This window comes from Exiguobacterium sp. UBA3968 (assembly GCF_002385115.1).
Taxonomy (GTDB): Bacteria; Bacillota; Bacilli; order Exiguobacteriales; family Exiguobacteriaceae; genus Exiguobacterium_A.
The window spans coordinates 220,295-243,989 of sequence record NZ_DGCW01000005.1; the positions used below are offsets into that span (position 1 = coordinate 220,295).

Consider the following 23,695-nt stretch of genomic DNA (forward strand, 5'->3'; position numbering starts at 1 on the left):
AAAGCTGTAGCAAAAAAGCGCTACAGCTTTTTCGCGTAGTGGATGTAGGATATCAGTACCGACAAAGAATGAATATTTGTTATCATGAAAACAAAGCGGATAGCACGTTGTAGTCCGATTGAAAGGGAGCGAATGAACATGAAAGAAGTCATACGTACGATTGAAGAGCTGGTCTCGATTCCAAGTCCGACAGGTTCGACGAAAGAAGCGATTACATACGTAGAAAAGCGATTGATGGCAGAAGGCATCACGTATCGAAAACTCGAGAAAGGAGCCATCTTAGCGACTTTGCCTGGTGCTTCAACTCGCACGCGGTTACTGACGGCACACGTCGATACATTAGGGGCAATGGTAAAAGAGATTTTACCAACGGGACGACTCAGTTTATCACAATTAGGGGGCTATGCTTGGACAGCGATCGAAGGAGAGAACTGTCTCGTGCATAAGATGGACGGTCAAACAATTTCCGGTACGATTGTTTTCCATCATTCGAGTGTCCATACGTCACGCGAGACGAACAAAACGGAACGGTCCGCTGATAATATTGAAGTCCGACTTGATATTCGTTCGACGACAGCCGAAGAGACGCGCGTCGCGGGGATTGAAGTAGGAGACGTCGTGACGTTTGATCCGCGTTTCCTCTATACGGAAACTGGGTTTGTGAAATCGCGCCATCTCGATGATAAAGCATCGGTTGCTTTGTTGCTTGAATTGATTAAAGAATGGAAAACCATCGACCTGCCACACACGGTCCAGATCCTGATTTCAAATTACGAAGAGGTTGGGTTCGGTGGAAATGCTGGATTCACGGAAGAAGTCGCAGAATATATCGCGGTCGACATGGGTGCGTTAGGAGATGGTCAGCACTCTGACGAATTCACGGTCTCGATTTGTGCAAAAGATGGTTCCGGTCCGTATGACTTAGCGTTACGTCATCAGCTAACACGTCTAGCACAACGCAATAGTATCCCATATAAAGTTGATATTTATCCGTTCTATAGCTCGGACGCTTCGGCAGCAGTGCGTGCGGGACATGATGTTCGACACGGACTATTTGGTCCGGGGATTGAATCGAGCCATTCTTACGAACGAACACATGAGACGTCATTACAAGCGACCTATGATTTGCTACATGCGTATGTAAAGGAGCCGATGGTCGATGAAGACGCTGTATGATGTACAACAGTTACTTAAGACGTATGGAACATTCATCTATCTAGGAGATCGAGCATCAGATATTGCGATGATGATGCTCGAACTTGATGAATTGCAAGAAGCAGGCGTTTTGGAGCAACGTCAGTATGATTCAGCAAAACTCATCTTACGACATGAATTAAAACGTTCACAATCCGATAATGTTTAAGGTTGCGCAACCCTTTGCGCAATGCGAGTGTGTCCGTTAAAATGAACAAGTAGACATTATATGAGCATAGGGGAGACAGAGCAATGAAATGGTTACTCGGCATTGATATCGGTGGAACGACAGTGAAGATGGCAATTTTGGATTTGCAAGGCATCATCGTAGAAAAATGGGAAATTGAGACGGTGATCCTGAATGATGGTGCACAAATTCCAGGAGATATTGCAAAATCATTTTTTGAGAAGTGTCAAGAAAGCAACAAACGACCAGAGGATTTTGTCGGAGCAGGTATTGGTGCGCCAGGATTCATCGACTTTAATACGGGTGTCGTTGAAAAGGCAGTCAACATCGGGTGGCATAATTTTGAACTCGTTGGTGAATTCGAACGGTTGACAGGTTTACCGGCAGTACTTGAAAATGATGCGAACGCAGCAGCGATCGGTGAGATGTGGAAAGGTGCCGGTAGTGGCGCAACAGAATTGCTCGCGGTCACACTTGGTACGGGTGTCGGTGGTGGTCTGATCACGAACGGACAAATCGTTCACGGTACGGTCGGAATGGCAGGAGAAATCGGTCATATCACGATGTTGCCTGAAGGTGGCGTCATGTGTGGATGTGGACGTAAAGGATGCCTTGAGACGATTGCTTCAGCAACGGGTATCGCCCGTCTTGGTCTTGAGAAACGTAAAGGACAAGAATCGCTACTGAATGACATTAAAGCAGTGACGGCGAAAGATGTATTTGAAGCGTATGAGAAAGGCGATCGTATCGCAACGGATGTTGTAGAGGAAGTGACGTTCCACCTCGGACTTGCGATTTCAAATCTAGCAAATAGTATCAATCCGGAAATCATCGTCATCGGTGGTGGTGTCTCGAAAGCAGGTGAAACACTGCTTGCACCACTACGTCAGCAATTTGAACGGTTTGCGTTACCCCGTGTCTTTGGATCAACGACGTTCAAGATTGCTGAACTCGGAAACGATGCTGGAGTCATCGGGTGTGCATGGCTTGCTAAGCAAATGTTCTTGAAAAAATGATAATATTCAATTTCAATGAAAGGTTCGCTCCGGCGAATCTTTTTTTTGTTTACAAACGTATAGTAATTGTGTGATTGTTAAGTATCTTCCGGATTCCGGTTGCATTTTTGTAAAACTAAGCGTAAAATTTTCACGTGATATGGGTATATGTACATTATGATGTAAGTTGTGTGAACTGAAAGCAGAAGGCACATGTAAATTAGGAGGCAGGTTTTTATGCAGCAAGACGCAAACATCTGGTCGCGAATGCGCCTAAAGATGGGTCAAGGCGTTCGCAGTACTTATAAAGAGCATAAGCTTTTTTGGATTGCGACCTTATTGATTTGGTTAAAAACGTATTTAGCGTATACACTTTTCTTCAACGTTCCCGTAACGAATTCCGCGCAAGCATTCATTCTACTAATTAATCCAATTAGTTCAGCGCTCTTCATGTTTGGATTTAGCTTCTTCTTCCGAGGAAATGTCCAAAAATGGTTCATCTACGGTACACTGTTCGTCGCAACCATCATTTTATATGCGGACATCATTTTTTTCCGCTTCTTTAATGATTACTTGACGTTGCCAGTATTGTTCCAAACTTCGAATGCAGAGACGGTTTCAGCTTCACTCGCATCGCTTTTAAGTTGGGCTGATTTACTGATCGTCGGCGATTTGATCATCTTACCATTTTTCTTACGGAAAATGGATATGTCCAAAAACGTCGCGTCACGTGGGCGCGCAATTCTTGCATTCGTCGCAGCAGTCGTCGTCTTCCTTGGAAACTTGACGCTTGCTGAGACAGAACGTCCAGAATTATTGACACGTGCCTTTGACCGGGAATTACTCGTTAAGAACATCGGAACATTTAACTTCCATATGTATGACGCACTCATCCAGTCGAAGACATCTGCGCAAAAAGCACTTGCGGATAGCTCTGAGTTATCAGAAGTCCAAAACTTCATCGATTCGAAGCATGCTGCAGCCAATCCGGCGATGTTCGGCAAGTATAAAGGTAAGAACGTCATCGTCATCTCGTTTGAGTCAGCTCAATCATTTGCCGTTGGTTTAAAAGCACCAAACGGTCAAGAAATTACACCGAACTTGAATAAATTGATCAAGGAATCCCATTCATGGGATAACTTCTATCACAACACAGGACAAGGGAAAACGTCAGATGCTGAGTTCATTCTTGAGAATTCGATCTATCCACTTGGTCGTGGATCTGCATTCTTTACGAACGGAGAGAACGAATTCCGTGCAACACCTGAGATGTTGAAAGAAGATGGCTATTACTCAGCTGTTTTCCATGCGAATAACAAGTCATTCTGGAACCGGGACATCGTCTACAACAGTTTCGGCGTAGATCGTTTCTTCTCGGAGACGGATTATGATTTAGGGGATCCAGCAGATTTGACGGAGTGGGGCTTACTCGATGACAAGTTCTTTGAACAGTCACTTCCGATGTTAAAAGATTTACCACGTCCGTTTTATTCGAAATTCATTACGTTAACGAACCACTATCCATTCGAGATGCCAAAACCAGAAGATGAACTCGTACCACCGCTTGAAACGAGTTCTACGACACTGAACCACTACGTTCAGGCGCTAGCGTATCAAGATATGGCACTCGGTAAGTTCATCGAAGGTCTAAAAAAAGATGGTACGTGGGATGATACGATCTTCATGGTATACGGTGACCATTACGGTATTTCAACAAACCATAATGCTGCGATGGCAGAACTCATGAACAAAGATGAGTTGACTCCGTATGATGTTGCGCAACTGCAACGTGTACCGTTTGTCATTCATTTACCGGGTCAAACGAAGGGTGTCAAACACGAAAATGTTGCGAGTCAAATCGATATTAAACCAACATTGCTTCACCTGTTAGGTCATGATTTCAAGAATGAGATCTTGTTCGGTACCGATCTCTTCTCAAAACAACATAAAGACTATGCGTTGTTCCGTGACGGTTCTGTCGTAACAGATAAGACGGTCTACACGCAAGAAACATGTTATGACCGTAAGACAGGAGAAGAAGTGAAGGACGGGGAACAAGCGGAAATGTGTAAACAATCTACGAAACAATCTGAGAAAGAATTAGGACTCTCAGATAAAGTCATCTATGGCGACTTGCTACGTTTCCTTCAAACTTCAAAATAAGTAAGATAATACTGAGAGTAGGTCTACGTTCTAGTAGGTCTACTCTTTTTATAAAATAACAAAAAAGAGAGATGCTCGAGGCACCTCTCTTTTTAGCGTACTCTGATTACGATGGAATACCGCCGTAAATCAATGTCGCAATCCCAAACCAGCCGAATAAGACGACAGTTAGGGCTGCGAATACGAGTGGAAACATTTGGCGTTTCTTAAGTGAACGAACGACGGCCCAAACACCGACGAGTGCGACGAAGAAGAAAAGCCAACCGATTGGTTGATCCAAATGCATGACGTACTCCCCCTTAAACAATCACGTTATGAATTTCACGAAGATTTCACTTAAATCTCACTTTTAGTTTATCCGACTCTCGGGATAAAGTCGAGAGGGCGTTGCAGGAACTTTCGACAATTTCGTGTATAGTAGGGGAAGAGTCTATTGAAAAGGGGTTTTATAGAATGGAAATCGTCATGATCACTTCCGGTATGGCATCTGAGAATGGCTACTTGTTATTTAAGGACAAGGAGTGTCTCGTCATTGATCCAGGAACAGAAGATATGCGTTTTTTCGATGAAATTGAAAGTCGAGGAGCAACCTTAAAAGGAATCCTTTTGACCCATGCTCACTTTGACCACATTGGTGGTGTGGATATGTTACGACGCTTCACGGAAGCTCCTGTCTACGTTCATGCGGAAGAGGCAGGCTGGCTTGGTAATCCAGAATGGAATGGTTCGGCAAAATTCGGCATGCCGCCGATGCGCATGAAGCCAGCCGATCATCTGTTACAACCAGGACAATTGGCAATCGGTAACTTTTCAATGCATGTACTTGAGACGCCAGGACACTCACCAGGAAGTGTGACGTTCTATTTCAAGGGAGAACGAATCGCATTCGGTGGGGATCTCCTATTCCAACAAGGCGTCGGGCGAACGGATCTTTATGGTGGGAATCAAGACGTATTGATGCGTTCGCTTGATCGACTCATTGCGGAACTACCAGCAGACACGACAGTCTATCCGGGTCACGGTCCAAATACGACGATCCGACAAGAGATGAAAACCAATCCGTTTCTATAAGCAAAAAAACTCGCCATCCAAGAGGATGACGAGTTTTTTTCATTACATCTGGAAGTTCGACCAGTACGTAAAGACGATGAAAAATACAGTTAAGTAAGCTCCAAAGATATAGACATACGTTTTTTCAGTTAAACGCAAGTAACCAAGCGCTGCAAAAAAGACAGTTTGTGCCAAGAAGACGAAGCCCATGACTAAAAATGAATCCGTATGCTCACTTGAGCTTGCATCGCCACCCAATGCGCCGATAAATGCCATGACTGCGATGATACCAGTCCAGAAACCGAGTACGCGGTACATTCTCCCCATTCCTATAACCCCCTAAATCCGACAGATAGTCAATATACGTACTTATTTTACCAAGCAAACAATCATTCGTCTATCCTGTTCTAGTGATTGTTAAGGAATAACTGTGAACAAAAGATGAAGTTTCAAAAAAAGTTGTACAATAGTTGTACAAAAGGTGTACAAAGTCAAAATGTCGTGCTATAGTAACTGTAATGAAACCCCACACTTTGAGAGGAGGAGCAAAAATGGCGAATGGGTTAGTCTTTTTCACATATCCAAGCTGTACATCATGTCGTAAAACGAAATCATGGTTAAAAGAGGAACATGTTGATGTAGAGGAACGTCATCTGTTCAGAAATGCTCCAACAGTTGATGAACTCATGGAACTGTTAAAATTATCGACAGACGGGATTGAAAGTTTGCTCGCAACACGCAGTCAAGCCTTCAAAGATCTCGGCATTGATATTGAAGACATGAAACTCAGTGAGTTATTACGCCTCATGAGTGATAACCCGAAGTTGTTACGCCGCCCAATCATCACTGATGGAAAACAACTCGTTATCGGGTATGATAAACCGGGTCTTGAGACATTAGCGAAGCGTAAACATCGGACAATTGCACACGTATCGTAAAGAAGCCGGTTTGGTCGGCTTCTTTTTTTTGTGTATTGTTTGCTGTAGGGAGGTGAGTAGAAATGAAGGAATGGACGACACAACTCATGGAACGATTCGAAGCACTCGGTGCAACAGATGTTCATTTCGTTCCGAACGAGACTCGCGTCCGAATCGTTTGTCGAACGAGCGATGGGCTGTGTGAACAAGATGACGTAGAACTGACACGTTACCGGACGCTTGTCAGCCATATTCGCTATGAGGCGAACTTAAAGGAACAAAATGAACGAATTCCGCAAAGTGGCTTGTATCCACATGGGAAAAAGGGAATGCGTGTCTCGTTGTTACCGAGTCGACAAGGGGATGCGATGTCGTGGCGTTTTTATCGTTCGACGGTCTCTCGAGAAACGGCTTTACAAACGTTACATGATCAATTGGACTTCGCATGGTTAGCTGAACAACGACATGGGTGTATCGTCATTTCCGGATCGACAGGTGCAGGAAAGACGACGATGTTATATTCCTTGATGAGTGCAATGGAAGAAAAACGAATCATCTCGATTGAAGATCCGGTGGAATGTACGGTACCAAACGTCTTACAACTGGAACTAAATGAAAAAGCAGGCTTCACTGCTACGCGATGTTTTGAGGAAATACTGCGAGCGGATCCAGATTGGATTGCTTTTGGTGAGGTGCGGACAAGGGAGGCAGCACGTTTGACGATGAATGCTGCCCTTAGTGGTCACGTCGTGTTGTTTACGCTACACGCTGGAAGTATTGATGAAGCGCGATTACGATTGCGCAGTTTAGGTATCGAAGAGTCAGAGCTAGCTGTCTGTCAACGCATCATTCATCTCGAGCGAAAAGGAGAGGATGTCCGCTGTACCGTCAGAAACTTACAAGCCGCGATCAAAGTCGGTTCTTAAAACGATATCATCGCTTGTTATCAAAAGGAATTTCCGCGAAAGAGACGCTACTCATTTTAAAACGATTCGAGCGTCATCCGTTCTCGGAAGTGGTCGGAGAAATGGAGCAACGTCTTGAAAAAGGAGACTCCTTTGCAGCATCCCTTGAACCGCTTGCGTTAACGAATACCTTAAAACGACTTCTTTTTGTTGGAGAAAGGACAGAGCGACCATTGCTTGTTCTTCGCCAAATCGTGAAACTGCTCGACCTCGAAACAGAAATGCGATCGAAGTTTTGGAAGATGATCCGATATCCGCTTGTCCTAGCGACCAGTCTATTCCTGCTGTTCTTCTTTTACGCCCTCTACGTATTTCCATCTCTCCTCGAGATGTCGGACCCGAAAACTCTCCCCTCATTTCTTCATCTTCTTCTTCACCCTTCTGCGAAATATATGCTCGCAAGTATTCCCGTTATTTTGTTAACCTCCGGTTACCTCTTCTTTCGCTTCTTTCCATTAAACCGTATTTTACGACTGAAACCGTTACAGCGTTTGATTCGTCTCTACTACAGCTATTTATTCACGATCGAAGTAGGATCGTTTATCGATGCTGGCTTTTCGCTCGAAGAGACCTTTCGTCATCTAGAGCAAGGACAAACGAATAAAAAAGGTCATTTGTACGCTCGTTTGCATGCTAAACAACAGGCGGGGGAACCACTTGCAGAAGCGCTTGGCGAAGATGAGATCATCGAAGCCGAGACGATTGGAATCGTCCATTTAGCGCGAGAAAGTGGAGATCTTGGTCCGTTGTTGCTTGAACAAGCGACGCTCTTGCATGAGTCGATGGAAGAGGAGTTAGAGAAAAAGTTGTTATGGATCGAGCCGATTTTGTACGGGGGATTGACGATCATGACAGGAACGTTGTTTCTCATCTTATATTATCCGATTCAGCTAGCGATACAGCAGCTTCCATTTTAAACAGAGGAGACGATACGATGAAACAATTCTTAAAACGACAGGACGGATTCACTTTACTGGAGATGGCAGCCGTCTTATTGATCATTTCGTTGTTACTGCTCGTTTTGATTCCAACGATGACAAGTGGAAAGGATCAGGCGAAAGGTGTGAGTTGTGAGGCGAACATTCGAGTCATTCGTTCGGAGGTCAATTTGTATTACGCCAAAGAGAAAAAGTACCCAGAATCGCTCCAGACGATCAATCGGGGAACCGCCGATAAACCGAATGCCCTCGTCTGTGATCAGGAGACGTATACGTATGATCCGAAGACTGGCGAACTTACGAAGTGAACAAGGATTTACCTTATTTGAGATGACGGCGGTACTGACAATCATTGCTTGTTTACTTGTTTTGTTGTTGCCGGCACTATTTGAAAAACGACCGGACTGGATTCCGCTTGAACAAGAGGTTCGTCTAATGGAACAAGATATTCAGACGCTTCGGCTCATGCAGTACTCGAAACAAGATCAAGCATTAATGCAGTTTCGATTTCGAGGAGACGGGACAGGATACCTTGTACTTGCGGATGACCGGCTGTTATGGCAACGAACGTTCCAGAATGGGCATACATGTGCCGTTCCCCCGTCAAACCGCATCATCTACTTTAAGAGCTATCACTCGATTTATGCAGCGACGTGGTCTTGCCGTTCGGCAACAGCCGAGTATGAAATTAAATTCTTACTTGGGAACTATCAAATGGCAATCCGTAAAGTGAGGTGAGAAGTATGCAGGACAAACGACAAGCGGGTTTCTCTTTGCTCGAAGTGATTCTCTCTATCGTTGCGATGGGTGTCTTCATGATGCTAGCGATCGATCCTTATCTCGATTTACGAACGAAACAAATCAAATGGGAACAAGAGACGAAACAGCTTGAGCAGATGGCGACGGATCAAGTTGAAAACCGAACAGTGTCCTATGTTCTGAAGCAAGGAGCGTGGTGCAATGAAACGACATGTCTTGCGAGCAGAATCCGGAATGACCCTCCTCGAACTATCGTTCGTCCTGTGGATCAGTCCGTTGCTCCTGTTGGCGATTTTGACGCTGACACCACTCGTTCGCCCACCGGAAGTCAATCGAATGAATGAGGAACTGTTCTTTCATACCGTAGAACGGCTTATGTGGCGGAGTACGATGTGTGAACGCGTTGGAGATGAGATTCGCGGAATGGACGTTAATCCGGGAGAGACGGCTGAGAAATGGCGTCTCGTCCGTGTGCAGGATCAACTACGCCTCAAGAAAGAACAAGGAGGTGAACTGACATACGCTCGCGATGTCAAACAATACACTGTGACAAGCACTGCCGAGATCCTCTCAATTCAGTTGAACGACAGCAAACGTTCCTTCCGATGCGTCAAGACGGATTCATCTTGATTCAGACCTTACTGTTACTTCTGGGAATGGGAGTCGTGCTCTTAATCGCTTGTCAGCAAATTGACGAAGAAATGCGCCATCATCAGTTGGAACAAGAAGCACTACAACTCGAATCTCTCATCCGCGCGGCAAAAGCAGATTGTACGAAGGATGAGACCCTCCGCTATCCAATCGGGCAAGTCAGCTGTACAGTGACCGATAAAGGCTTTAAAATGGAAGCGAGATTAGATAATGGTCAAAGAATCGAGGCGGTCGTTACACATGAGTAAGGTTTATTTGATTGGCTTTATGGGAACTGGTAAATCAGCCGTCGGACATCGATTACGTGGACGATACACGGTCGACGAATTGGATGAACACTTCGAACAGAAACATGGACAAACGATTCCTTCTTTTTTTGCTGAGCATGGCGAAGCAGGGTTTCGTACACACGAGAGCGAATTGTTAAGGAACAGCAACGCGGAAGTAGTCGTCACGGGTGGTGGAATCGTCGAACGAGAAGAGAACCGACTGTTCATGAAAAAGGCAGGGACAGTCATTTGGATTGATACGCCTTTTGATGTCATCTGGAAACGGATTGCTTCTGACTCGAATCGTCCACTCGTGACAGAACGGGAACAGGTGAAACATTTATTCGATCGTCGCTATTCTTTGTATGCTGGAGTTGCCACTGTTCGCATTGAAGGAACGACATCAATCGAAGGGTTGGTTCATGCGATTGAAACTGTATTGGAGGAAAAGTCATGATTTGGATTACGTTAGGTATTATTTTATTGTCCATCGTAGGACTTATGTTGTTCGGATTCATTCTTTACAAAAAGAAGCTATCTCAGGATATTCAACAATTAAAGCAATTGATGGAGCGCTTTACGATTCGTCAGAAAACCTTGCAGACGAACATCGATCATACAACGCACCGAATCGATCAAATCAAAGGGAACATCAACCGGATCACCGAAGAAGGAAATCGTGTGAAGCAGGGAACAAGCCAATTGGTGACGGAAGGGCGACGACTTCAAGAAGAAATCAAGCGAACTGCCGGAATCAATCAATTTTGAAATGGCTTTCATGGGAAGAATATGAAACAATAGGAGAGAAGGGACAGGGTCCTTTCTCTCTTTTTCATGTGTTCCTTTTTCCGAATAATACTAGATAATTATGATTTAAATTGGTAAGATGAATTTGAAAATAGAACATTAATGAGAAGAGAGAGTGAAAACGTTCGTAAATAGGGGGATTTATATGAGTCAAACGACATTGAAAAGAACACCGTTATTCGAAACGGTTTCGCAAACCGGTAAGATGGTGGATTTTGCGGGATTTGAAATGCCAGTTTTGTTTTCCTCGATTAAAGAAGAACACGTTGCAGTAAGGGAGAACGTCGGCATGTTCGATGTCTCGCACATGGGAGAACTGTTCGTCAGCGGACCGGATGCTCTGACGTTTTTACAAGCTACATTATCGAACGATATTTCGAAGATTGCGGTGGGGCAAGCGCAATATAACGTCTTATGCCAAGAAGACGGTGGGACAGTGGATGATTTACTCGTCTATCGTTTGGCAGAAACGGACTATCTTCTCGTCGTCAATGCTTCGAACATTGAAAAAGACGAACAACATTTACGTCACTATCTAACAGGGGACGTCACGCTTGAGAATCAATCGGAACAATATGGTCAAATTGCGGTCCAAGGACCACGTGCGGAAGCCATCCTTTCCGGCATGACACCACTTGTCTTATCAGAGATCGGATTTTTCAAGTTCCAACGGGGGACGGTTGCAGGAGTGGAAATGATCGTCTCACGCAGTGGGTACACAGGGGAAGATGGATTCGAACTCTACATGGCAGCTGGTGACGCACCTGCTGTCTGGCAAGCACTGCTTGAGCAAGGTGTCGTACCATGCGGGCTCGGGGCACGTGACACATTACGTTTTGAGGCATGTCTTCCGCTGTATGGACATGAATTATCAGCAACGATTTCACCCATCGAAGCTGGAATGGGTTTTGCGGTCAAACCACAAGTCAAACCGTTCGTCGGTTCGGAAGTCTTGTTACAACAGAAAGAACAAGGAGCACCGCGGCGCTTGATCGGTCTTGAATTACTCGATAAAGGGATTGCGCGTCAAGATGCACCGGTTTGGCATGACGGGGAAGTCGTTGGTGTCGTGACGACAGGTACGTTGCCGCCGACAGTCGGAAAAGCGATTGCTTGGGCACTCGTTCCTGCAGAAGTAGCGGAACAAGAACAATTTGAAGTGGAAGTACGCGGAAAACGTTTAGCAGCGAAACGAACAGCGACACCGTTTTATCGTCGCACGAAATAAGGGGGATATTTCTATGGATTTTCGTTATTTACCAATGACAGCAGAAGATGAGCAGGCGATGTTACAGACGATCGGTGCAGCATCGATCGAAGATTTACTCGCTGATATCCCGGCATCCGTCCGTGATAACGGTACATTGGAAGAAGTCGGTGTGCCACTTCCGGAAACGGACTTGATTCGGACGCTATCGAAGCTTGCCGACCAAAACATGAATACGAAACAATATCCATCGTTCCTTGGCGCAGGCATCTATGATCACTATGCACCTGCTGTCGTCAATCATATGTTACTGCGCTCAGAGTTTTACACTGCCTATACACCATATCAGCCAGAGATTTCGCAAGGTGAGCTACAAGCGATTTTTGAATTCCAATCGATGATTTGTGAATTGACAGGGATGGATGTCGCGAACTCGTCGATGTATGACGGTATCACGGCGTTAGCGGAAGCGGCCATGCTTGCTTGTGCCCATACGAAGAAAAAAACGATCGTTCTTTCAGATGGCGTTCACCCGGAAGCGCACGATGTCGTTCGGACGTATGCGAACGGTCCAGGACTAAACGTCGAGACGTTGGCGCTTGAGCAAGGTGTCACACGGATCGATCAACTCGATGCCATCGAAGACGTCGCCTGTGTCATCGTGCAGTATCCGAACTTCTACGGTCGTGTCGAAGAACTACAAGCATTGGCCGATGCGACTCATGCTCGTGGTGCGCTGTTCATCGTCTCTGCGAATCCACTGGCACTCGGTATCTTAGAAGCGCCAGGTAAACTTGGCGCTGACATTACGATCGGAGATTGCCAACCGTTCGGAATTCCACAAAGCTTTGGTGGACCGACATGTGGTTATTTCACGACGACAAAAGCGTTGATGCGTAAGATTCCGGGACGTCTCGTTGGACAGACCGTCGATGAGAATGGGAAACGCGGTTTCGTTCTGACGTTACAAGCACGTGAACAACACATTCGCCGTGACAAGGCGACATCTAACATCTGTTCGAACCAAGCGTTGAATGCACTCGCTGCTTCGATCGCGATGAGTGCACTCGGAAAACGGGGTATCCGGGAACTCGCGACACGTAACTTGCAAACGGCACATGCATTAAAACAAAAGCTGAAACAGGCTGGCTTTACGATCGTTGACGATGGACCGAGCTTCAATGAATTCGTCGTTACGCTACCAATCGACGCGACACGTGCGAGTCAACAATTGCTCGATCACGGAATCATCGGCGGTTTACCGTTAGGATCGTATGACGCAGCGCGTCAAAATGAAATGCTTGTTTGTGCAACGGAATTACGGACGAATGAAGAGTTGGATCAATTCGTGACAGCGTTAGGGGGACTCACACATGAATGAGCAAACATTGATCTTTGAAATTTCTAAACCGGGTCGTATCGCCTATAGCTTACCGTTACCGACTGTCGATGAGGTGGCAGTAGAAGAATTGTTACCGACCTCGATGTTACGGAAGGAAGACGTGGCGCTACCGGAAGTATCTGAACTGGATCTCGTCCGTCACTACACGGCACTCTCGAACCGTAACCATGGTGTGGATTCTGGATTCTATCCACTCGGGTCATGTACAATGAAATACAATCCGAAAATCAATGAAGATATGGCACGCCTCCCTGGGTTTGCACACATTCACCCGCTTCAACCAGTCGAAAGTGTTCAAGGGGCACTCGGTTTGATGTATGATCTGCAAGAAAAACTCGCGGTCATCACAGGAATGGATGAAGTGACGCTCCAGCCGGCGGCGGGAGCACACGGTGAGTGGACAGGCTTGATGTTGATTAAGGCCTACCACCATGCACGTGGTGACTTTAAACGGACGAAAGTCCTCGTACCGGACTCGGCACACGGAACGAACCCGGCATCGGCATCAGTCGCTGGATTTGATACCGTGACGGTCTTATCGGATGAACGTGGTCTCGTTGATCTAGCAGACTTAAAGAAAAAAGTCGGTGACGATACAGCGGCACTCATGTTGACGAATCCCAACACGCTCGGTTTGTTTGAGTCGGATATCGTCGAAATCGCACAAGCGGTTCATGAAGCAGGCGGAAAACTGTACTATGATGGTGCGAACTCGAATGCGATCATGGGCATTGCTCGTCCAGGGGACATGGGCTTTGATGTCGTCCACTTGAACTTGCATAAGACGTTCACAGGACCGCACGGTGGCGGCGGACCAGGATCGGGTCCAGTAGGGGTCAAACAAGATTTGATTCCGTATTTACCGAAACCAATCGTCCGCAAAGAAGAAGAGCGTTATGTCCTCGACTACGATCGCCCGGAAGCGATCGGTCGCGTCAAACCATTCTACGGTAACTTCGGCATCAACGTTCGTGCCTATAGCTATATTCGGACGATGGGTGGGGCAGGTCTCGCTCGCGTCTCGAAAGAAGCGGTCTTGAATGCGAACTATATGTTGGCTCGTCTCAAAGGTGCGTATGACGCGCCATACGACGTCTATTGCAAGCACGAATTCGTCTTGTCGGGTAAACGTCAAAAAGCATTAGGTGTCCGGACGCTTGATATCGCTAAACGTCTGCTTGACTTTGGATACCATCCACCAACGATCTACTTCCCGTTGAACGTCGAGGAGTGTATCATGATCGAACCGACGGAAACGGAATCGAAAGAAACACTCGACGCCTTCTGTGATGCGATGCTCCAGATTGCAAAAGAGGTCGAAGAGACACCGGATGTCGTCTTGAACGCCCCACACACGACGGTCGTCAAACGGATGGACGAGACACTTGCTGCTCGCAAGCCCGTCTTACGCTATGAACCAAAACAAGAAGTACATGTATAAGCAAGAACCATAAAAAAAGGATCTCTCCTTCCGGAGGGATCCTTTTTTTGCGATGAACGAAGCATCAGCTCCGTTTGATTTTTCCTGACCACTGCTTGAATCCGCCTTTTAATTGATACAGATTCGTATAGCCTGCTTTTTTCAAAACTTTTGCAGCCTGTGAAGAACGCATGCTACCTTGGCAGTACAAGTAAATCGGCATATCTTTCCGTAATTCCTTCGAGCGCATCTTCATTTGGCTGACCGGGATATTACGAGCACCAACGATGTGTCCACCTTTGAATTCCTGTGTCTCGCGGACATCGACGATTTGTGCTTTGCGATAGTTCGCACGGAATTCTTCCTGTGACAATTTCGTGATACCTTTGACCGGCATGAAACGCCAAGCGATGTAGGCGATCAGCGCGACCCATAATACGATCGTAACGATAGTTCCAGTTTCCATATTCGACTTCCAACCCCTTCGTTCGTTTAACCTCTGTTTCATTATAGTCAACGAAATCGATTTCGGCAATCGACTCGTGATTGCGCGACCGAGAAAGGGTTTGATACACTAATACGGAAACGTTTTGGGGGTGCTGAAGTGAACAGAGAGTGGCAAGTATTGACGACGCCGGCAATGGAGCCGGCAATGAACATGGCAATCGATGAAGCATTAATTCAGTTCGTCGGGCGGGGGGAGATCGCACCGACGCTTCGTTTTTACTCATGGGAACCACGTGGATTAAGTATTGGTCATTTCCAACGAGCAACCCGTGATATCGATCGAAAGCGGATCGCGGAGCTCGGCATTCCGATCGTGCGTCGGATGACAGGAGGGCGAGCTGTCTTGCATGCAGACGAGTTGACATACAGTATCGTCATCCCTGAAGATACGGAAGGGTTACCACGCACGGTCATCGAAAGTTACCGAATGTTGACGGAAGGGATTCGCAAGGGATACCATCACCTCGGCATTCCAGTCGAATTTTCAGTTCCATTGACGGAAGAGGAAAAAGAAGAATTACGGAAGCCAAAATCGGCTGTCTGTTTTGATGCAGCATCGTATTATGAACTCGCTGTCGGTAAACGAAAAGTCGCCGGAAGTGCACAAGTCCGTCATCAAGGCGTCGTCTTACAGCATGGTTCTGTTCCACTCTCTGTTGATGAAGGCGAACTGTTTGATTGCTTCTTGTACGATGATGAGTCGACGCGCGAGCGGATGAAGGCTCGTTTTTCAGGAAAGGCTGTCGCTCTGAACGAGTTAGCAGGTCGTGCTGTAGCATTTGACGAAGTAAGAGGAGCGTTCACGAAAGGGTTTGAAGAAGCACTTGATTTGTCGTTCGTTCCGTTGACATTCACTAGTGAGCAGTGGCAGGAGATTGAGCGTCTTGCCGAGAAATACCGTAGTGATGAGTGGAACTGGAAACGCTAATGAATGAAATGGGAAGGTGATGTCGTGCCAACTCCGAGTATGGAAGATTATTTGGAACAAATTTATAAGTTGATTGAAGATAAGGGATATGCCCGTGTATCGGATATTGCGGAGTCATTAGGTGTACATCCTTCGTCTGTGACGAAGATGGTACAAAAGCTCGACCGCGAGACCTATCTCGTTTATGAAAAATATCGGGGGCTCATGTTGACGCCTAAAGGACGTAAGATTGGGAAGCGTCTTGTAGAACGACATGCATTGCTTGAAGATTTTCTTCGTCTTGTTGGTGTGGATGAGGAATTGATTTACAAGGATGTCGAAGGAATCGAACACCATATTAGCATCGAAGCATTGGATAAAATCAATGGGATGATTCAGTTCTTTTCGGAACGTCCTGGTCTGAAAGAAGAGTTACATCGCTATCAACAAGCCCATCCAGAGGATTGAGGCTTGTTTTTTTATATAATTTCTTATTAGATACACTTAAACACGAACAATCCATTATAATTTCATGGTAAAGTACGCATTATGAGGTAGATATGCTATACTGATCCTGAAAATGGACGAAGGGGGTGACGGGTGTTCGCACCTTGTCATGGAAATCACGATTAAAGAAAAGTTAGTGTCGGAATCACAACTGAAAGAAAAAGTTCGTGAGTTAGCACAGCAGATCGAAGCAGATGCGGCAGGACGTCAAATCGTTCTCGTCGTCGTATTGAAAGGATCGATGGTTTTTGCTGCGGATTTGATGCGCGAAATCAAAGGAAGCGTCCAAATTGATACGGTCGCGTGCTCTTCTTATGGTACAAAGACCGTTTCTTCAGGTCGTGTTCAATTGAAGAAGGACCTCGATCTCGATGTTCAAGGAAAATATGTCGTCGTCATCGAAGATATCATTGATACAGGACGGACGCTTCATTTCCTATGTGATCATATGAAATTGCATCAGCCAGGCGTCCTGAAGGTGTGTACGTTACTTGATAAACCGGCACGTCGTGAAGTAGAACTCGATGCGGACTATGTCGGGTTCGAGATTCCGGATTACTTTGTTGTCGGGTATGGGATTGATTGTGCTGAAGAATACCGCAATCTTCCTTACATCGGTTGGGTCGAAACGGAGTGAAAAATAAGGAGGTTCGTCATAGGCGACGAACCTCCTTAATTAATATGCTTTCAACATTAAAAAGCACGTTTTTTCTTTTTGCCTTTTTTTCCTTCAATGACCGTCAGATGAGGCGCTTTCGAACGATCACGTAACGGTCTGACTTTATTCGATGCAGGTGCTTTCGAAGACTTGACTGGTTTTTTCTTGAAGTCTGTCCGGCGAACAGAATTCGAAGGACCATGCATTTTTTTGGATTGAGCGACCGATTTACGGTACTGTGCGTTCGTACCGTTTCCGACGCTTCGATTACGAGTCAGGAACTTAAAGAGTAAGAAGATGATCCCGGCAGTAATGCCGAAGAACAGCAATTGTGAAAACAGACTACTTGGATTATTGACGAGTTTATATCCAAAGCCGACAAAAGCGAACAGTAACACGACGAGTGCGAATGTAGAACCAATGCGTTGTCTGATCATAATATCACCCCTGTTATCGATTAACCCAGTGCATTCTCATGTAGGTTATGTTCCTGTTTTTCTAAGGCTTCAAACGCATAAATCGCAACCTCAATTTGAGCATCATCCGGTTCTTTCGTCGTCAAGTACTGTAACCATAGACCAGGCAAGGCGATAACACGAAGTCCTTTGATATGTTGTGCTTTATTCGTTAGCTGTAAGACTTCAAATGAGAGGCCAATGACGACCGGTAATAAAGCAATCCGGCAGACGAGACGCAACCAAAGCGGATCTGTTGGGACGATCAAGTAGACGAAAAAACCGACGATGACGGTGAAAATCAAGAAACTCGAGCCACACCGGTAATGGAGTCGACTGCTAACACGAACGTTTTCGACGGTGAGTGGACGTCCGGACTCGACACAGTTAATGACTTTATGCTCAGCGCCATGGTACTGAAAGAGTCGTTTTACGAGTGGAGTCAAAGAAATCACGTAGAGATAACTAAATAGTAACGTTAATTTAATCACTGCTTCGATGATGTTTTGAACGACATGTCCCGATAAGAGCGGAAACACATCAAACAAAGACGCAAGGAAAGCAGGTAATAGCGTAAAGAGTAATTTCCCAAAGAAAAAGGAAAGAATTCCGACGACAGCCACTCCGAGCCATTTCGTCAATGGACTAGCCGTTGACTCTTCTGGTTGTTCTTCACCGGGTTTGACGCCGTAGCGATCACTTGCGAAATTCATGTGACTTGCGCCATTCGCTGAAGACTCCATTAATGCAAAGAGACCGCGCAGGAGTGGAATTCGTTTTCCTTTGGCGATTCGTGGTCGAATCGGTTTTTGTTGTGCAAACGTCTCAATCGACGAATCATTTCGACGAATCGCAGAGACCGCATGGGTCGCATTTTGGAACATGACGCCCTCGACGATGGCTTGACCACCGACCGGCGGATTAGTCGTTTTCATAATAGAACGCATCCCGTCTTCATTAAAATTAGGTGTATCGTCAGTGTACTTGATTTACGACAAAAAAACTATGTTCGACTCGTCAAAACGAGGTAATCTTTAGGAGTCGGAAATCGGGTTATGATACAATGAAAAAGAATTCGAGGAGGTGTTTTTTTGCGTGTCTTGATTTTAAACGGACCAAACTTGAATTTACTTGGAACACGCGAACCGGATACATACGGAACGGCAACGTTAGCTGATTTAGAACACGAGCTTCGCGCTTATTTTCCGAACATTCAGTTTCGGTTCGAGCAATCGAACCATGAAGGACGACTGATTGATGTTCTTCACGAGGAACGAGGGGCGGACGGCATCGTCTTCAATGCGGCTGCCTACACGCATACGAGTATCGCGTTACGTGACGCGATTGCTGCAATCGAAGCACCCGTCATAGAGGTCCATCTATCGAATGTCCATTCACGTGAATCCTTCCGGCATCATTCGATGATCGCACCAGTCTGCAAGGGGGTCATCGCTGGACTTGGCATGACGGGATATCGTCTGGCAACAGAAGCACTCCAAGCTTTACAACAATCGGAATAAGGGGGAAATCAATCATGAAACAACGGATCGAGGCGTTACAAGCAGCTTTAAAGGAACGGGACCTTCCAGGATTACTCGTCACGAAAGCAGAGAACATTCGTTATATTTCCGGCTTCACAGGTTCAAGCGGTGCATGTCTCGTAACAGAAGAGCAAGCGTACTTCGTGACGGATTTCCGTTACACGGAGCAAGCGGCAGACCAAGTCAAAGGAATGGAAATCGTCCAAATTGAACGTTCGATTCCAGAGACAATGGGTGAATTGATGGCAGGGGCACGTGTTCGCGCGGTCGGCGTCGAAAAAGATGCGATGACACTCGGTGCTTTTGAAGCGTATGATCAAGCTTCTTCGATCGAACTCGTTCCGACGACGGGAATCATCGAAAACCTACGCTTGATTAAGGATTCATCAGAGATTAAGATGATTAAGGAAGCGGTGGAGCTCGCAGATGCGACCTTCCAGCATATCTTGACGTACATTCAACCAGGACGGACGGAACTTGAAGTATCAAATGAACTAGAATTCTTCATGCGTAAGCATGGAGCGACGTCTTCTTCTTTCGATACGATCGTTGCATCGGGCTATCGTTCTGCCTTGCCGCACGGTGTTGCCAGTTCGAAGGTCATTGCGACAGGCGAACTTGTCACGCTTGATTTTGGGGCGCTTCTGAACGGTTATGTTTCAGATATCACACGGACTGTAGCAGTCGGTCCGATCAATGCTGAATTGCAGAAAATCTACGATACAGTCTTACAAGCACAACTAGCGGGTGTTGATGGTTTAAAACCAGGTATTACAGGGATCGAAGCGGACGCATTGACGCGTGATATCATCAAAGAAGCAGGATACGGCGAGTACTTCGGTCACTCGACGGGACACGGCATTGGTCTAGAAGTACATGAAGGACCTGGTCTATCTTTCCGCTCTGAGACGAAACTTGAACCGGGCATGATCGTCACGGTCGAACCAGGTATCTACGTGCCACAAGTCGGCGGATGCCGAATTGAAGATGACGTCTTGATCACGGAAACAGGTCGAGAAATTCTTTCGTCTTCACCAAAAGAACTGATCACTCTCTAATTCAGAGTGACGGGACATTTTAGGAGGAACCATTCATGGTATCAGTAAACGATTTAAAAACAGGATTAACGATCAAAACTTCAGACGGTATGATTTGGCAAGTACTTGAATTCCAACATGTTAAACCAGGTAAAGGGGCAGCGTTCGTTCGGACGAAAATGCGTAATATCCGTAACGGGAACATCCAAGAGATGACATTCCGCGGCGGTGAGCGTGTCGAGCGTGCGCACATCGAGCGTAACAAGATGCAATACCTCTACCCAATGGGTGAGACATATGTCTTCATGGATACAGAATCTTACGAGCAGTTGGAATTGACGACGGCACAAGTCGAAGCAGCTCTTCCATACTTGCTTGAAAACATGGAAGTTCAAATCGCTGTTTATAACGGCGAAATCCTCGGTCTTGAATTACCGAACACGGTCGTCATGACGATCGTTGAAGCGGAGCCGGGCGTTAAAGGCGATACAGCTTCGAACGTCAAGAAAAACGCGACAGTAGAGACGGGACACATCATTCAAGTGCCACTCTTCATCGAAGCGGGCGAAAAAGTAACGGTTGATACACGTACAGGTGATTTCACAGGTCGTTACAACGGATAAGAACGAAACGACAAGACGTCTTTCACCTTTTGTTAGGTCGAGAGGCGTCTTTTTTCATCCAGCGTGACTTGCATCCAATGGTATGACCAGTTAATATAAGTATTTGAGTAGGCATTAGCACCTGGTATAATAATTGTGAATACAGCATAGATGGGGGAAGAATGACAGATGAAAATCGATCAGTTGAAACAAGTACTCGAAATGCTCGATCAGTCGAGTGTAAACGAACTCACACTTGAGACGGATACGTATAAATTGGAGTTAAAGAAACAAGGAGAGACGGTAACGGTCTCACACCAAGCACCCGCTGCACCGGTAGCAACACCTGCTCCTGTGAAACAAACAGCGGCACCTGTTGAAGAAGAAGCAGTCGCTGACGATACGATCACAATCAATGCGTTAATGGTCGGGACGTTCTATTCTCGTCCAAATCCGGATAAACCGGCATACGTCAAAGTCGGGGATCAGATCGAAGTCGGTCAAGTCGTCTGTGTCCTTGAAGCAATGAAACTCTTCAATAACTTAAACTCGGAAGTATCTGGAACGGTCGTCGAGATTCTTGTCGCCGATGGAGATCTCGTTGAATTTGGTCAACCACTCTTCCGGATCCGTCCGTAAGCGGGGGTGAACAGCATGGAAAAATTATTGATTGCCAACCGTGGAGAAATTGCCGTCCGCATCATTCGAGCGGCAAAGGAACTTGGAATACAAACCGTTGCTGTCTACTCGACGGCGGATAAGGAAGCGTTACATGTTCGCTTAGCAGATGAGGCATACTGCATCGGTGAAGCAAGTTCTGCTTCATCCTACTTAAACGTTACGAACATTCTTGCGATCGCAACAAATCGTCAAGTCACGATGATCCACCCGGGTTATGGTTTCTTAGCTGAGAACGTCGATTTTGCCGAGATGTGTGAAGCGTGTGGGATTAAGTTCGTTGGTCCGACGTCGGATGCGATTCGTCAGATGGGGATCAAGGATGTCGCGAAAAAGACGATGATCGAATGCGGAGTACCCGTCGTGCCTGGTTCAGATGGAACGGTCACAGACGAAGAAGCGGTCGCACTGGCGCAAGAAATCGGTTATCCAGTCATCATCAAAGCGACAGCAGGTGGCGGTGGTAAAGGGATTCGGGTCGCTCGTTCGGAAGAAGAGTTGATCAATGGTCTAAGTGAGACGCGCCGTGAAGCGAAACAAGCTTTCGGAAACGGAGACGTATACTTAGAGCGCTTCATCGAAGAATTCCGCCATGTTGAAGTACAGGTGCTTGCTGACCGTCATGGCAATGTCATTCACCTCGGGGAACGAGATTGTACCGTTCAACGCCGGATGCAGAAACTGATTGAGGAAGCACCATCTCCTGCGGTCAGTGAAGCGACACGGTTGAAGATGGGCGAGGCTGCTGTAAAAGCAGCAAAAGCGATTCAGTATACGGGAGCTGGAACGATCGAATTCATCTTCGTCGAAGAGACGGAAGAATTCTTCTTCATGGAGATGAACACGCGCATTCAAGTGGAACATCCAGTAACGGAGATGATCACAGGGTTCGATCTCGTTCAAGCACAACTCCAAGTCGCGCTCGATCATCCACTTGCCGTTAAACAAAAGGATATCAAGTTCCATGGTCATTCGATTGAGTGCCGGATCAATGCCGAAGATCCAGACCATGATTTCCGTCCGTCTGCTGGACGTGTCACACAATATGTGACACCGGGCGGAATGGGCGTGCGCATCGATAGCGCGGTCTATCCAGGGTATATGATTCCACCATACTATGACTCGATGGTTGCAAAGTTGATCGTTCATGCAGAAACACGGGAAGAAGCATGCGCGAAAATGGAACGTGCGCTAGCTGAATTTTGGATCGAAGGTGTTAAAACGACGATCCCGTTCCACGAACGTGTTCTCAGTCACCCGGTATTCCGTCGTGGTACATTTACGACGAAATTCGCAGAGCGTGAGTTAAAAGGTACGATCGTAAACTGAATCAGGACGGGAGTTTGTGCGACGAACTCCCGTCTTTTTTTGGCGTTCTCTATGTTTTTTAAAAGAGGAATGTGCTAAACTAACTGATTGAGAACGACAAAAAAAGGAGCACGCAAAATCATGATGAAACGACACATGGCACGCGAACTCGCAGTCCAATCTTTGTTCCAAATGGAACTTTCGGATCTGACTGCACAAGAGGCCATTGAATTCGCGGTAGAAGGTAAGGAATACGATACATTCGTCGAGCAATTGGTGAACGGTGTCGAAACGAACAAAGAAACAATTGATCAGCATATTCGAGAAGCGCTCGTCAACTGGTCGTTCGAGCGACTTGGAAACATCGAGCGGACGATTCTTCGCTTAGCCGTCTATGAATTGTTGTTCGAAACGAACATTCCGGTTCGAGTAACGATTAACGAAGCCATCGAATTGACGAAGGCGTTCGCAGATGAAGAAGCAACGAAAATTGTGAACGGTGTTCTTGGTAAAGTGGCACAAGGCGTCGTCAAAGAAAATTCATAAACCGATTTAAAACCGAATAGAGACA

General features: G+C 46.2%; 31 protein-coding genes. 26 read left to right on the forward strand and 5 right to left on the reverse strand.

What is annotated here, in order from left to right:
- The first annotated feature begins 138 nt into the window (after positions 1-138).
- From B3S86_RS02760 to B3S86_RS02775, 4 genes are all read left to right on the forward strand, one after another.
- Positions 139-1,176: a M42 family metallopeptidase gene (locus tag B3S86_RS02760; RefSeq protein ID WP_290748890.1), complete on the forward strand. Its 1,038-nt coding sequence runs from the start codon at positions 139-141 to the stop codon at positions 1,174-1,176.
- A complete protein-coding gene (locus tag B3S86_RS02765) occupies positions 1,160-1,363 on the forward strand; it encodes a YqgQ family protein (protein ID WP_035409139.1) in 204 nt (67 codons plus the stop codon). The genes B3S86_RS02760 and B3S86_RS02765 overlap by 17 nt, the downstream gene beginning before the upstream one ends.
- Before the next feature lie 83 nt (positions 1,364-1,446).
- The gene (locus B3S86_RS02770) at positions 1,447-2,397 is read left to right on the forward strand and encodes an ROK family glucokinase (RefSeq protein ID WP_035409137.1); all 951 of its coding nucleotides are present in this window, start codon (positions 1,447-1,449) and stop codon (positions 2,395-2,397) included.
- Between the two features lie 216 nt (positions 2,398-2,613).
- Positions 2,614-4,539 carry an LTA synthase family protein gene (locus tag B3S86_RS02775; protein WP_035409136.1) on the forward strand — a complete coding sequence of 642 codons (1,926 nt, stop codon included), beginning with the start codon at positions 2,614-2,616 and terminating at the stop codon, positions 4,537-4,539.
- A 106-nt stretch (positions 4,540-4,645) separates the two neighbouring features.
- On the opposite strand, the gene B3S86_RS02780 is transcribed toward B3S86_RS02775, so the two are convergent.
- Positions 4,646-4,825, reverse strand: a complete 180-nt coding sequence (locus B3S86_RS02780; RefSeq protein WP_035409134.1) for a DUF2759 domain-containing protein — start codon at positions 4,823-4,825, stop codon at positions 4,646-4,648.
- 167 nt (positions 4,826-4,992) lie between these two features.
- Here B3S86_RS02780 and B3S86_RS02785 point away from each other — a divergent pair, with 167 nt between their 5' ends.
- Complete coding sequence (locus tag B3S86_RS02785) at positions 4,993-5,610, forward strand: MBL fold metallo-hydrolase (protein WP_035409132.1); 618 nt, start codon at positions 4,993-4,995, stop codon at positions 5,608-5,610.
- Positions 5,611-5,652: 42 nt separating this feature from the next.
- Here the strand turns inward: B3S86_RS02785 and B3S86_RS02790 are convergent, their stop codons facing one another.
- Entirely contained in the window at positions 5,653-5,916 is a 264-nt protein-coding gene (locus B3S86_RS02790) for a DUF2626 family protein (protein WP_023467555.1), read from the reverse strand.
- A gap of 224 nt (positions 5,917-6,140) precedes the next feature.
- Here B3S86_RS02790 and B3S86_RS02795 point away from each other — a divergent pair, with 224 nt between their 5' ends.
- From B3S86_RS02795 to gcvPB, 12 genes are all read left to right on the forward strand, one after another.
- Entirely contained in the window at positions 6,141-6,527 is a 387-nt protein-coding gene (locus B3S86_RS02795; protein ID WP_290748898.1) for a Spx/MgsR family RNA polymerase-binding regulatory protein, read from the forward strand.
- 62 nt (positions 6,528-6,589) lie between these two features.
- On the forward strand, positions 6,590-7,432 hold the full coding sequence (locus B3S86_RS02800) for an ATPase, T2SS/T4P/T4SS family (RefSeq protein WP_056060197.1): 843 nt from the start codon (positions 6,590-6,592) through the stop codon (positions 7,430-7,432).
- Between the two features lie 14 nt (positions 7,433-7,446).
- Positions 7,447-8,388, forward strand: a complete 942-nt coding sequence (locus B3S86_RS02805; protein ID WP_290748904.1) for a type II secretion system F family protein — start codon at positions 7,447-7,449, stop codon at positions 8,386-8,388.
- A 17-nt stretch (positions 8,389-8,405) separates the two neighbouring features.
- Positions 8,406-8,717, forward strand: a complete 312-nt coding sequence (locus tag B3S86_RS02810) for a competence type IV pilus major pilin ComGC (RefSeq protein WP_023467559.1) — start codon at positions 8,406-8,408, stop codon at positions 8,715-8,717.
- The gene (locus B3S86_RS02815; protein ID WP_035409128.1) at positions 8,686-9,147 is read left to right on the forward strand and encodes a prepilin-type N-terminal cleavage/methylation domain-containing protein; all 462 of its coding nucleotides are present in this window, start codon (positions 8,686-8,688) and stop codon (positions 9,145-9,147) included. Before B3S86_RS02810 ends, B3S86_RS02815 begins: the two co-directional genes overlap by 32 nt.
- A 5-nt stretch (positions 9,148-9,152) precedes the next feature.
- A complete protein-coding gene (locus B3S86_RS02820) occupies positions 9,153-9,512 on the forward strand; it encodes a type II secretion system protein (protein WP_290748910.1) in 360 nt (119 codons plus the stop codon).
- A 282-nt stretch (positions 9,513-9,794) separates the two neighbouring features.
- On the forward strand, positions 9,795-10,067 hold the full coding sequence (locus tag B3S86_RS02825; protein ID WP_231496877.1) for a hypothetical protein: 273 nt from the start codon (positions 9,795-9,797) through the stop codon (positions 10,065-10,067).
- Positions 10,060-10,545, forward strand: coding sequence for a shikimate kinase (locus B3S86_RS02830; RefSeq protein WP_056060203.1), 486 nt, complete (start codon positions 10,060-10,062; stop codon positions 10,543-10,545). Before B3S86_RS02825 ends, B3S86_RS02830 begins: the two co-directional genes overlap by 8 nt.
- Entirely contained in the window at positions 10,542-10,856 is a 315-nt protein-coding gene (locus tag B3S86_RS02835; protein WP_290748915.1) for a hypothetical protein, read from the forward strand. The genes B3S86_RS02830 and B3S86_RS02835 overlap by 4 nt, the downstream gene beginning before the upstream one ends.
- 184 nt (positions 10,857-11,040) lie before the next feature.
- Entirely contained in the window at positions 11,041-12,123 is a 1,083-nt protein-coding gene (gene gcvT / locus B3S86_RS02840) for a glycine cleavage system aminomethyltransferase GcvT (protein WP_035409121.1), read from the forward strand.
- Between the two features lie 13 nt (positions 12,124-12,136).
- Positions 12,137-13,483 (forward strand): aminomethyl-transferring glycine dehydrogenase subunit GcvPA, encoded by a 1,347-nt coding sequence (gene gcvPA / locus B3S86_RS02845; protein ID WP_056060214.1) that lies wholly within the window; start codon positions 12,137-12,139, stop codon positions 13,481-13,483.
- Entirely contained in the window at positions 13,476-14,945 is a 1,470-nt protein-coding gene (gene gcvPB, locus B3S86_RS02850) for an aminomethyl-transferring glycine dehydrogenase subunit GcvPB (RefSeq protein WP_035409117.1), read from the forward strand. Before gcvPA ends, gcvPB begins: the two co-directional genes overlap by 8 nt.
- Positions 14,946-15,009: 64 nt before the next feature.
- On the opposite strand, the gene B3S86_RS02855 is transcribed toward gcvPB, so the two are convergent.
- A complete protein-coding gene (locus B3S86_RS02855; RefSeq protein WP_035409116.1) occupies positions 15,010-15,390 on the reverse strand; it encodes a rhodanese-like domain-containing protein in 381 nt (126 codons plus the stop codon).
- A 138-nt stretch (positions 15,391-15,528) separates the two neighbouring features.
- Between B3S86_RS02855 and B3S86_RS02860 the strand changes: the two genes are divergently transcribed.
- From B3S86_RS02860 to hpt, 3 genes are all read left to right on the forward strand, one after another.
- Positions 15,529-16,359, forward strand: coding sequence for a lipoate--protein ligase family protein (locus B3S86_RS02860; protein WP_035409114.1), 831 nt, complete (start codon positions 15,529-15,531; stop codon positions 16,357-16,359).
- A gap of 24 nt (positions 16,360-16,383) precedes the next feature.
- Positions 16,384-16,806, forward strand: coding sequence for a transcriptional regulator MntR (mntR, locus tag B3S86_RS02865; protein ID WP_290748922.1), 423 nt, complete (start codon positions 16,384-16,386; stop codon positions 16,804-16,806).
- Between the two features lie 148 nt (positions 16,807-16,954).
- Positions 16,955-17,482 (forward strand): hypoxanthine phosphoribosyltransferase, encoded by a 528-nt coding sequence (gene hpt, locus B3S86_RS02870; protein WP_035409112.1) that lies wholly within the window; start codon positions 16,955-16,957, stop codon positions 17,480-17,482.
- Between the two features lie 56 nt (positions 17,483-17,538).
- On the opposite strand, the gene B3S86_RS02875 is transcribed toward hpt, so the two are convergent.
- Together B3S86_RS02875 and B3S86_RS02880 are read right to left on the reverse strand one after the other, a co-directional pair.
- Entirely contained in the window at positions 17,539-17,940 is a 402-nt protein-coding gene (locus B3S86_RS02875; RefSeq protein WP_035409109.1) for an SA1362 family protein, read from the reverse strand.
- Between the two features lie 20 nt (positions 17,941-17,960).
- Positions 17,961-18,893: a DUF1385 domain-containing protein gene (locus B3S86_RS02880; RefSeq protein ID WP_056060219.1), complete on the reverse strand. Its 933-nt coding sequence runs from the start codon at positions 18,891-18,893 to the stop codon at positions 17,961-17,963.
- Positions 18,894-19,049: 156 nt separating this feature from the next.
- Here B3S86_RS02880 and aroQ point away from each other — a divergent pair, with 156 nt between their 5' ends.
- The 6 genes from aroQ (at position 19,050) to nusB (ending at position 23,670) form a co-directional block, all read left to right on the forward strand.
- Positions 19,050-19,478 carry a type II 3-dehydroquinate dehydratase gene (gene aroQ, locus B3S86_RS02885; RefSeq protein ID WP_035409105.1) on the forward strand — a complete coding sequence of 143 codons (429 nt, stop codon included), beginning with the start codon at positions 19,050-19,052 and terminating at the stop codon, positions 19,476-19,478.
- A 14-nt stretch (positions 19,479-19,492) separates the two neighbouring features.
- Complete coding sequence (locus tag B3S86_RS02890; protein ID WP_035409103.1) at positions 19,493-20,557, forward strand: M24 family metallopeptidase; 1,065 nt, start codon at positions 19,493-19,495, stop codon at positions 20,555-20,557.
- Positions 20,558-20,592: 35 nt separating this feature from the next.
- The gene (gene efp / locus B3S86_RS02895) at positions 20,593-21,159 is read left to right on the forward strand and encodes an elongation factor P (protein WP_023467577.1); all 567 of its coding nucleotides are present in this window, start codon (positions 20,593-20,595) and stop codon (positions 21,157-21,159) included.
- 168 nt (positions 21,160-21,327) lie between these two features.
- Positions 21,328-21,777, forward strand: a complete 450-nt coding sequence (gene accB, locus B3S86_RS02900; RefSeq protein ID WP_035409101.1) for an acetyl-CoA carboxylase biotin carboxyl carrier protein — start codon at positions 21,328-21,330, stop codon at positions 21,775-21,777.
- Positions 21,778-21,792: 15 nt separating this feature from the next.
- The gene (gene accC / locus B3S86_RS02905) at positions 21,793-23,145 is read left to right on the forward strand and encodes an acetyl-CoA carboxylase biotin carboxylase subunit (RefSeq protein ID WP_035409099.1); all 1,353 of its coding nucleotides are present in this window, start codon (positions 21,793-21,795) and stop codon (positions 23,143-23,145) included.
- A 123-nt stretch (positions 23,146-23,268) separates the two neighbouring features.
- Positions 23,269-23,670 carry a transcription antitermination factor NusB gene (gene nusB / locus B3S86_RS02910; protein ID WP_035409747.1) on the forward strand — a complete coding sequence of 134 codons (402 nt, stop codon included), beginning with the start codon at positions 23,269-23,271 and terminating at the stop codon, positions 23,668-23,670.
- The last annotated feature ends 25 nt before the right edge of the window (positions 23,671-23,695 follow it).

Bases quoted from the DNA above. Each gene is read 5' to 3' on its own strand.
- B3S86_RS02810 (WP_023467559.1), top strand. From the start codon at position 8,406: ATGAAACAATTCTTAAAACGACAGGACGGATTCACTTTACTGGAGATG.
- gcvPA (WP_056060214.1), top strand. From the start codon at position 12,137: ATGGATTTTCGTTATTTACCAATGACAGCAGAAGATGAGCAGGCGATG.
- hpt (WP_035409112.1), top strand. From the start codon at position 16,955: ATGGAAATCACGATTAAAGAAAAGTTAGTGTCGGAATCACAACTGAAA.
- B3S86_RS02875 (WP_035409109.1), bottom strand. From the start codon at position 17,940: ATGATCAGACAACGCATTGGTTCTACATTCGCACTCGTCGTGTTACTG.
- accB (WP_035409101.1), top strand. From the start codon at position 21,328: ATGAAAATCGATCAGTTGAAACAAGTACTCGAAATGCTCGATCAGTCG.
- accC (WP_035409099.1), top strand. From the start codon at position 21,793: ATGGAAAAATTATTGATTGCCAACCGTGGAGAAATTGCCGTCCGCATC.
- B3S86_RS02760 (WP_290748890.1), top strand. From the start codon at position 139: ATGAAAGAAGTCATACGTACGATTGAAGAGCTGGTCTCGATTCCAAGT.
- B3S86_RS02790 (WP_023467555.1), bottom strand. From the start codon at position 5,916: ATGGGGAGAATGTACCGCGTACTCGGTTTCTGGACTGGTATCATCGCA.
- B3S86_RS02765 (WP_035409139.1), top strand. From the start codon at position 1,160: ATGAAGACGCTGTATGATGTACAACAGTTACTTAAGACGTATGGAACA.
- B3S86_RS02855 (WP_035409116.1), bottom strand. From the start codon at position 15,390: ATGGAAACTGGAACTATCGTTACGATCGTATTATGGGTCGCGCTGATC.
- B3S86_RS02830 (WP_056060203.1), top strand. From the start codon at position 10,060: ATGAGTAAGGTTTATTTGATTGGCTTTATGGGAACTGGTAAATCAGCC.
- B3S86_RS02800 (WP_056060197.1), top strand. From the start codon at position 6,590: ATGAAGGAATGGACGACACAACTCATGGAACGATTCGAAGCACTCGGT.
- B3S86_RS02890 (WP_035409103.1), top strand. From the start codon at position 19,493: ATGAAACAACGGATCGAGGCGTTACAAGCAGCTTTAAAGGAACGGGAC.
- B3S86_RS02815 (WP_035409128.1), top strand. From the start codon at position 8,686: ATGATCCGAAGACTGGCGAACTTACGAAGTGAACAAGGATTTACCTTA.
- nusB (WP_035409747.1), top strand. From the start codon at position 23,269: ATGAAACGACACATGGCACGCGAACTCGCAGTCCAATCTTTGTTCCAA.
- B3S86_RS02775 (WP_035409136.1), top strand. From the start codon at position 2,614: ATGCAGCAAGACGCAAACATCTGGTCGCGAATGCGCCTAAAGATGGGT.
- B3S86_RS02780 (WP_035409134.1), bottom strand. From the start codon at position 4,825: ATGCATTTGGATCAACCAATCGGTTGGCTTTTCTTCTTCGTCGCACTC.
- B3S86_RS02770 (WP_035409137.1), top strand. From the start codon at position 1,447: ATGAAATGGTTACTCGGCATTGATATCGGTGGAACGACAGTGAAGATG.
- B3S86_RS02880 (WP_056060219.1), bottom strand. From the start codon at position 18,893: ATGAAAACGACTAATCCGCCGGTCGGTGGTCAAGCCATCGTCGAGGGC.
- B3S86_RS02835 (WP_290748915.1), top strand. From the start codon at position 10,542: ATGATTTGGATTACGTTAGGTATTATTTTATTGTCCATCGTAGGACTT.
- B3S86_RS02785 (WP_035409132.1), top strand. From the start codon at position 4,993: ATGGAAATCGTCATGATCACTTCCGGTATGGCATCTGAGAATGGCTAC.
- B3S86_RS02820 (WP_290748910.1), top strand. From the start codon at position 9,153: ATGCAGGACAAACGACAAGCGGGTTTCTCTTTGCTCGAAGTGATTCTC.
- gcvT (WP_035409121.1), top strand. From the start codon at position 11,041: ATGAGTCAAACGACATTGAAAAGAACACCGTTATTCGAAACGGTTTCG.
- B3S86_RS02795 (WP_290748898.1), top strand. From the start codon at position 6,141: ATGGCGAATGGGTTAGTCTTTTTCACATATCCAAGCTGTACATCATGT.
- gcvPB (WP_035409117.1), top strand. From the start codon at position 13,476: ATGAATGAGCAAACATTGATCTTTGAAATTTCTAAACCGGGTCGTATC.
- efp (WP_023467577.1), top strand. From the start codon at position 20,593: ATGGTATCAGTAAACGATTTAAAAACAGGATTAACGATCAAAACTTCA.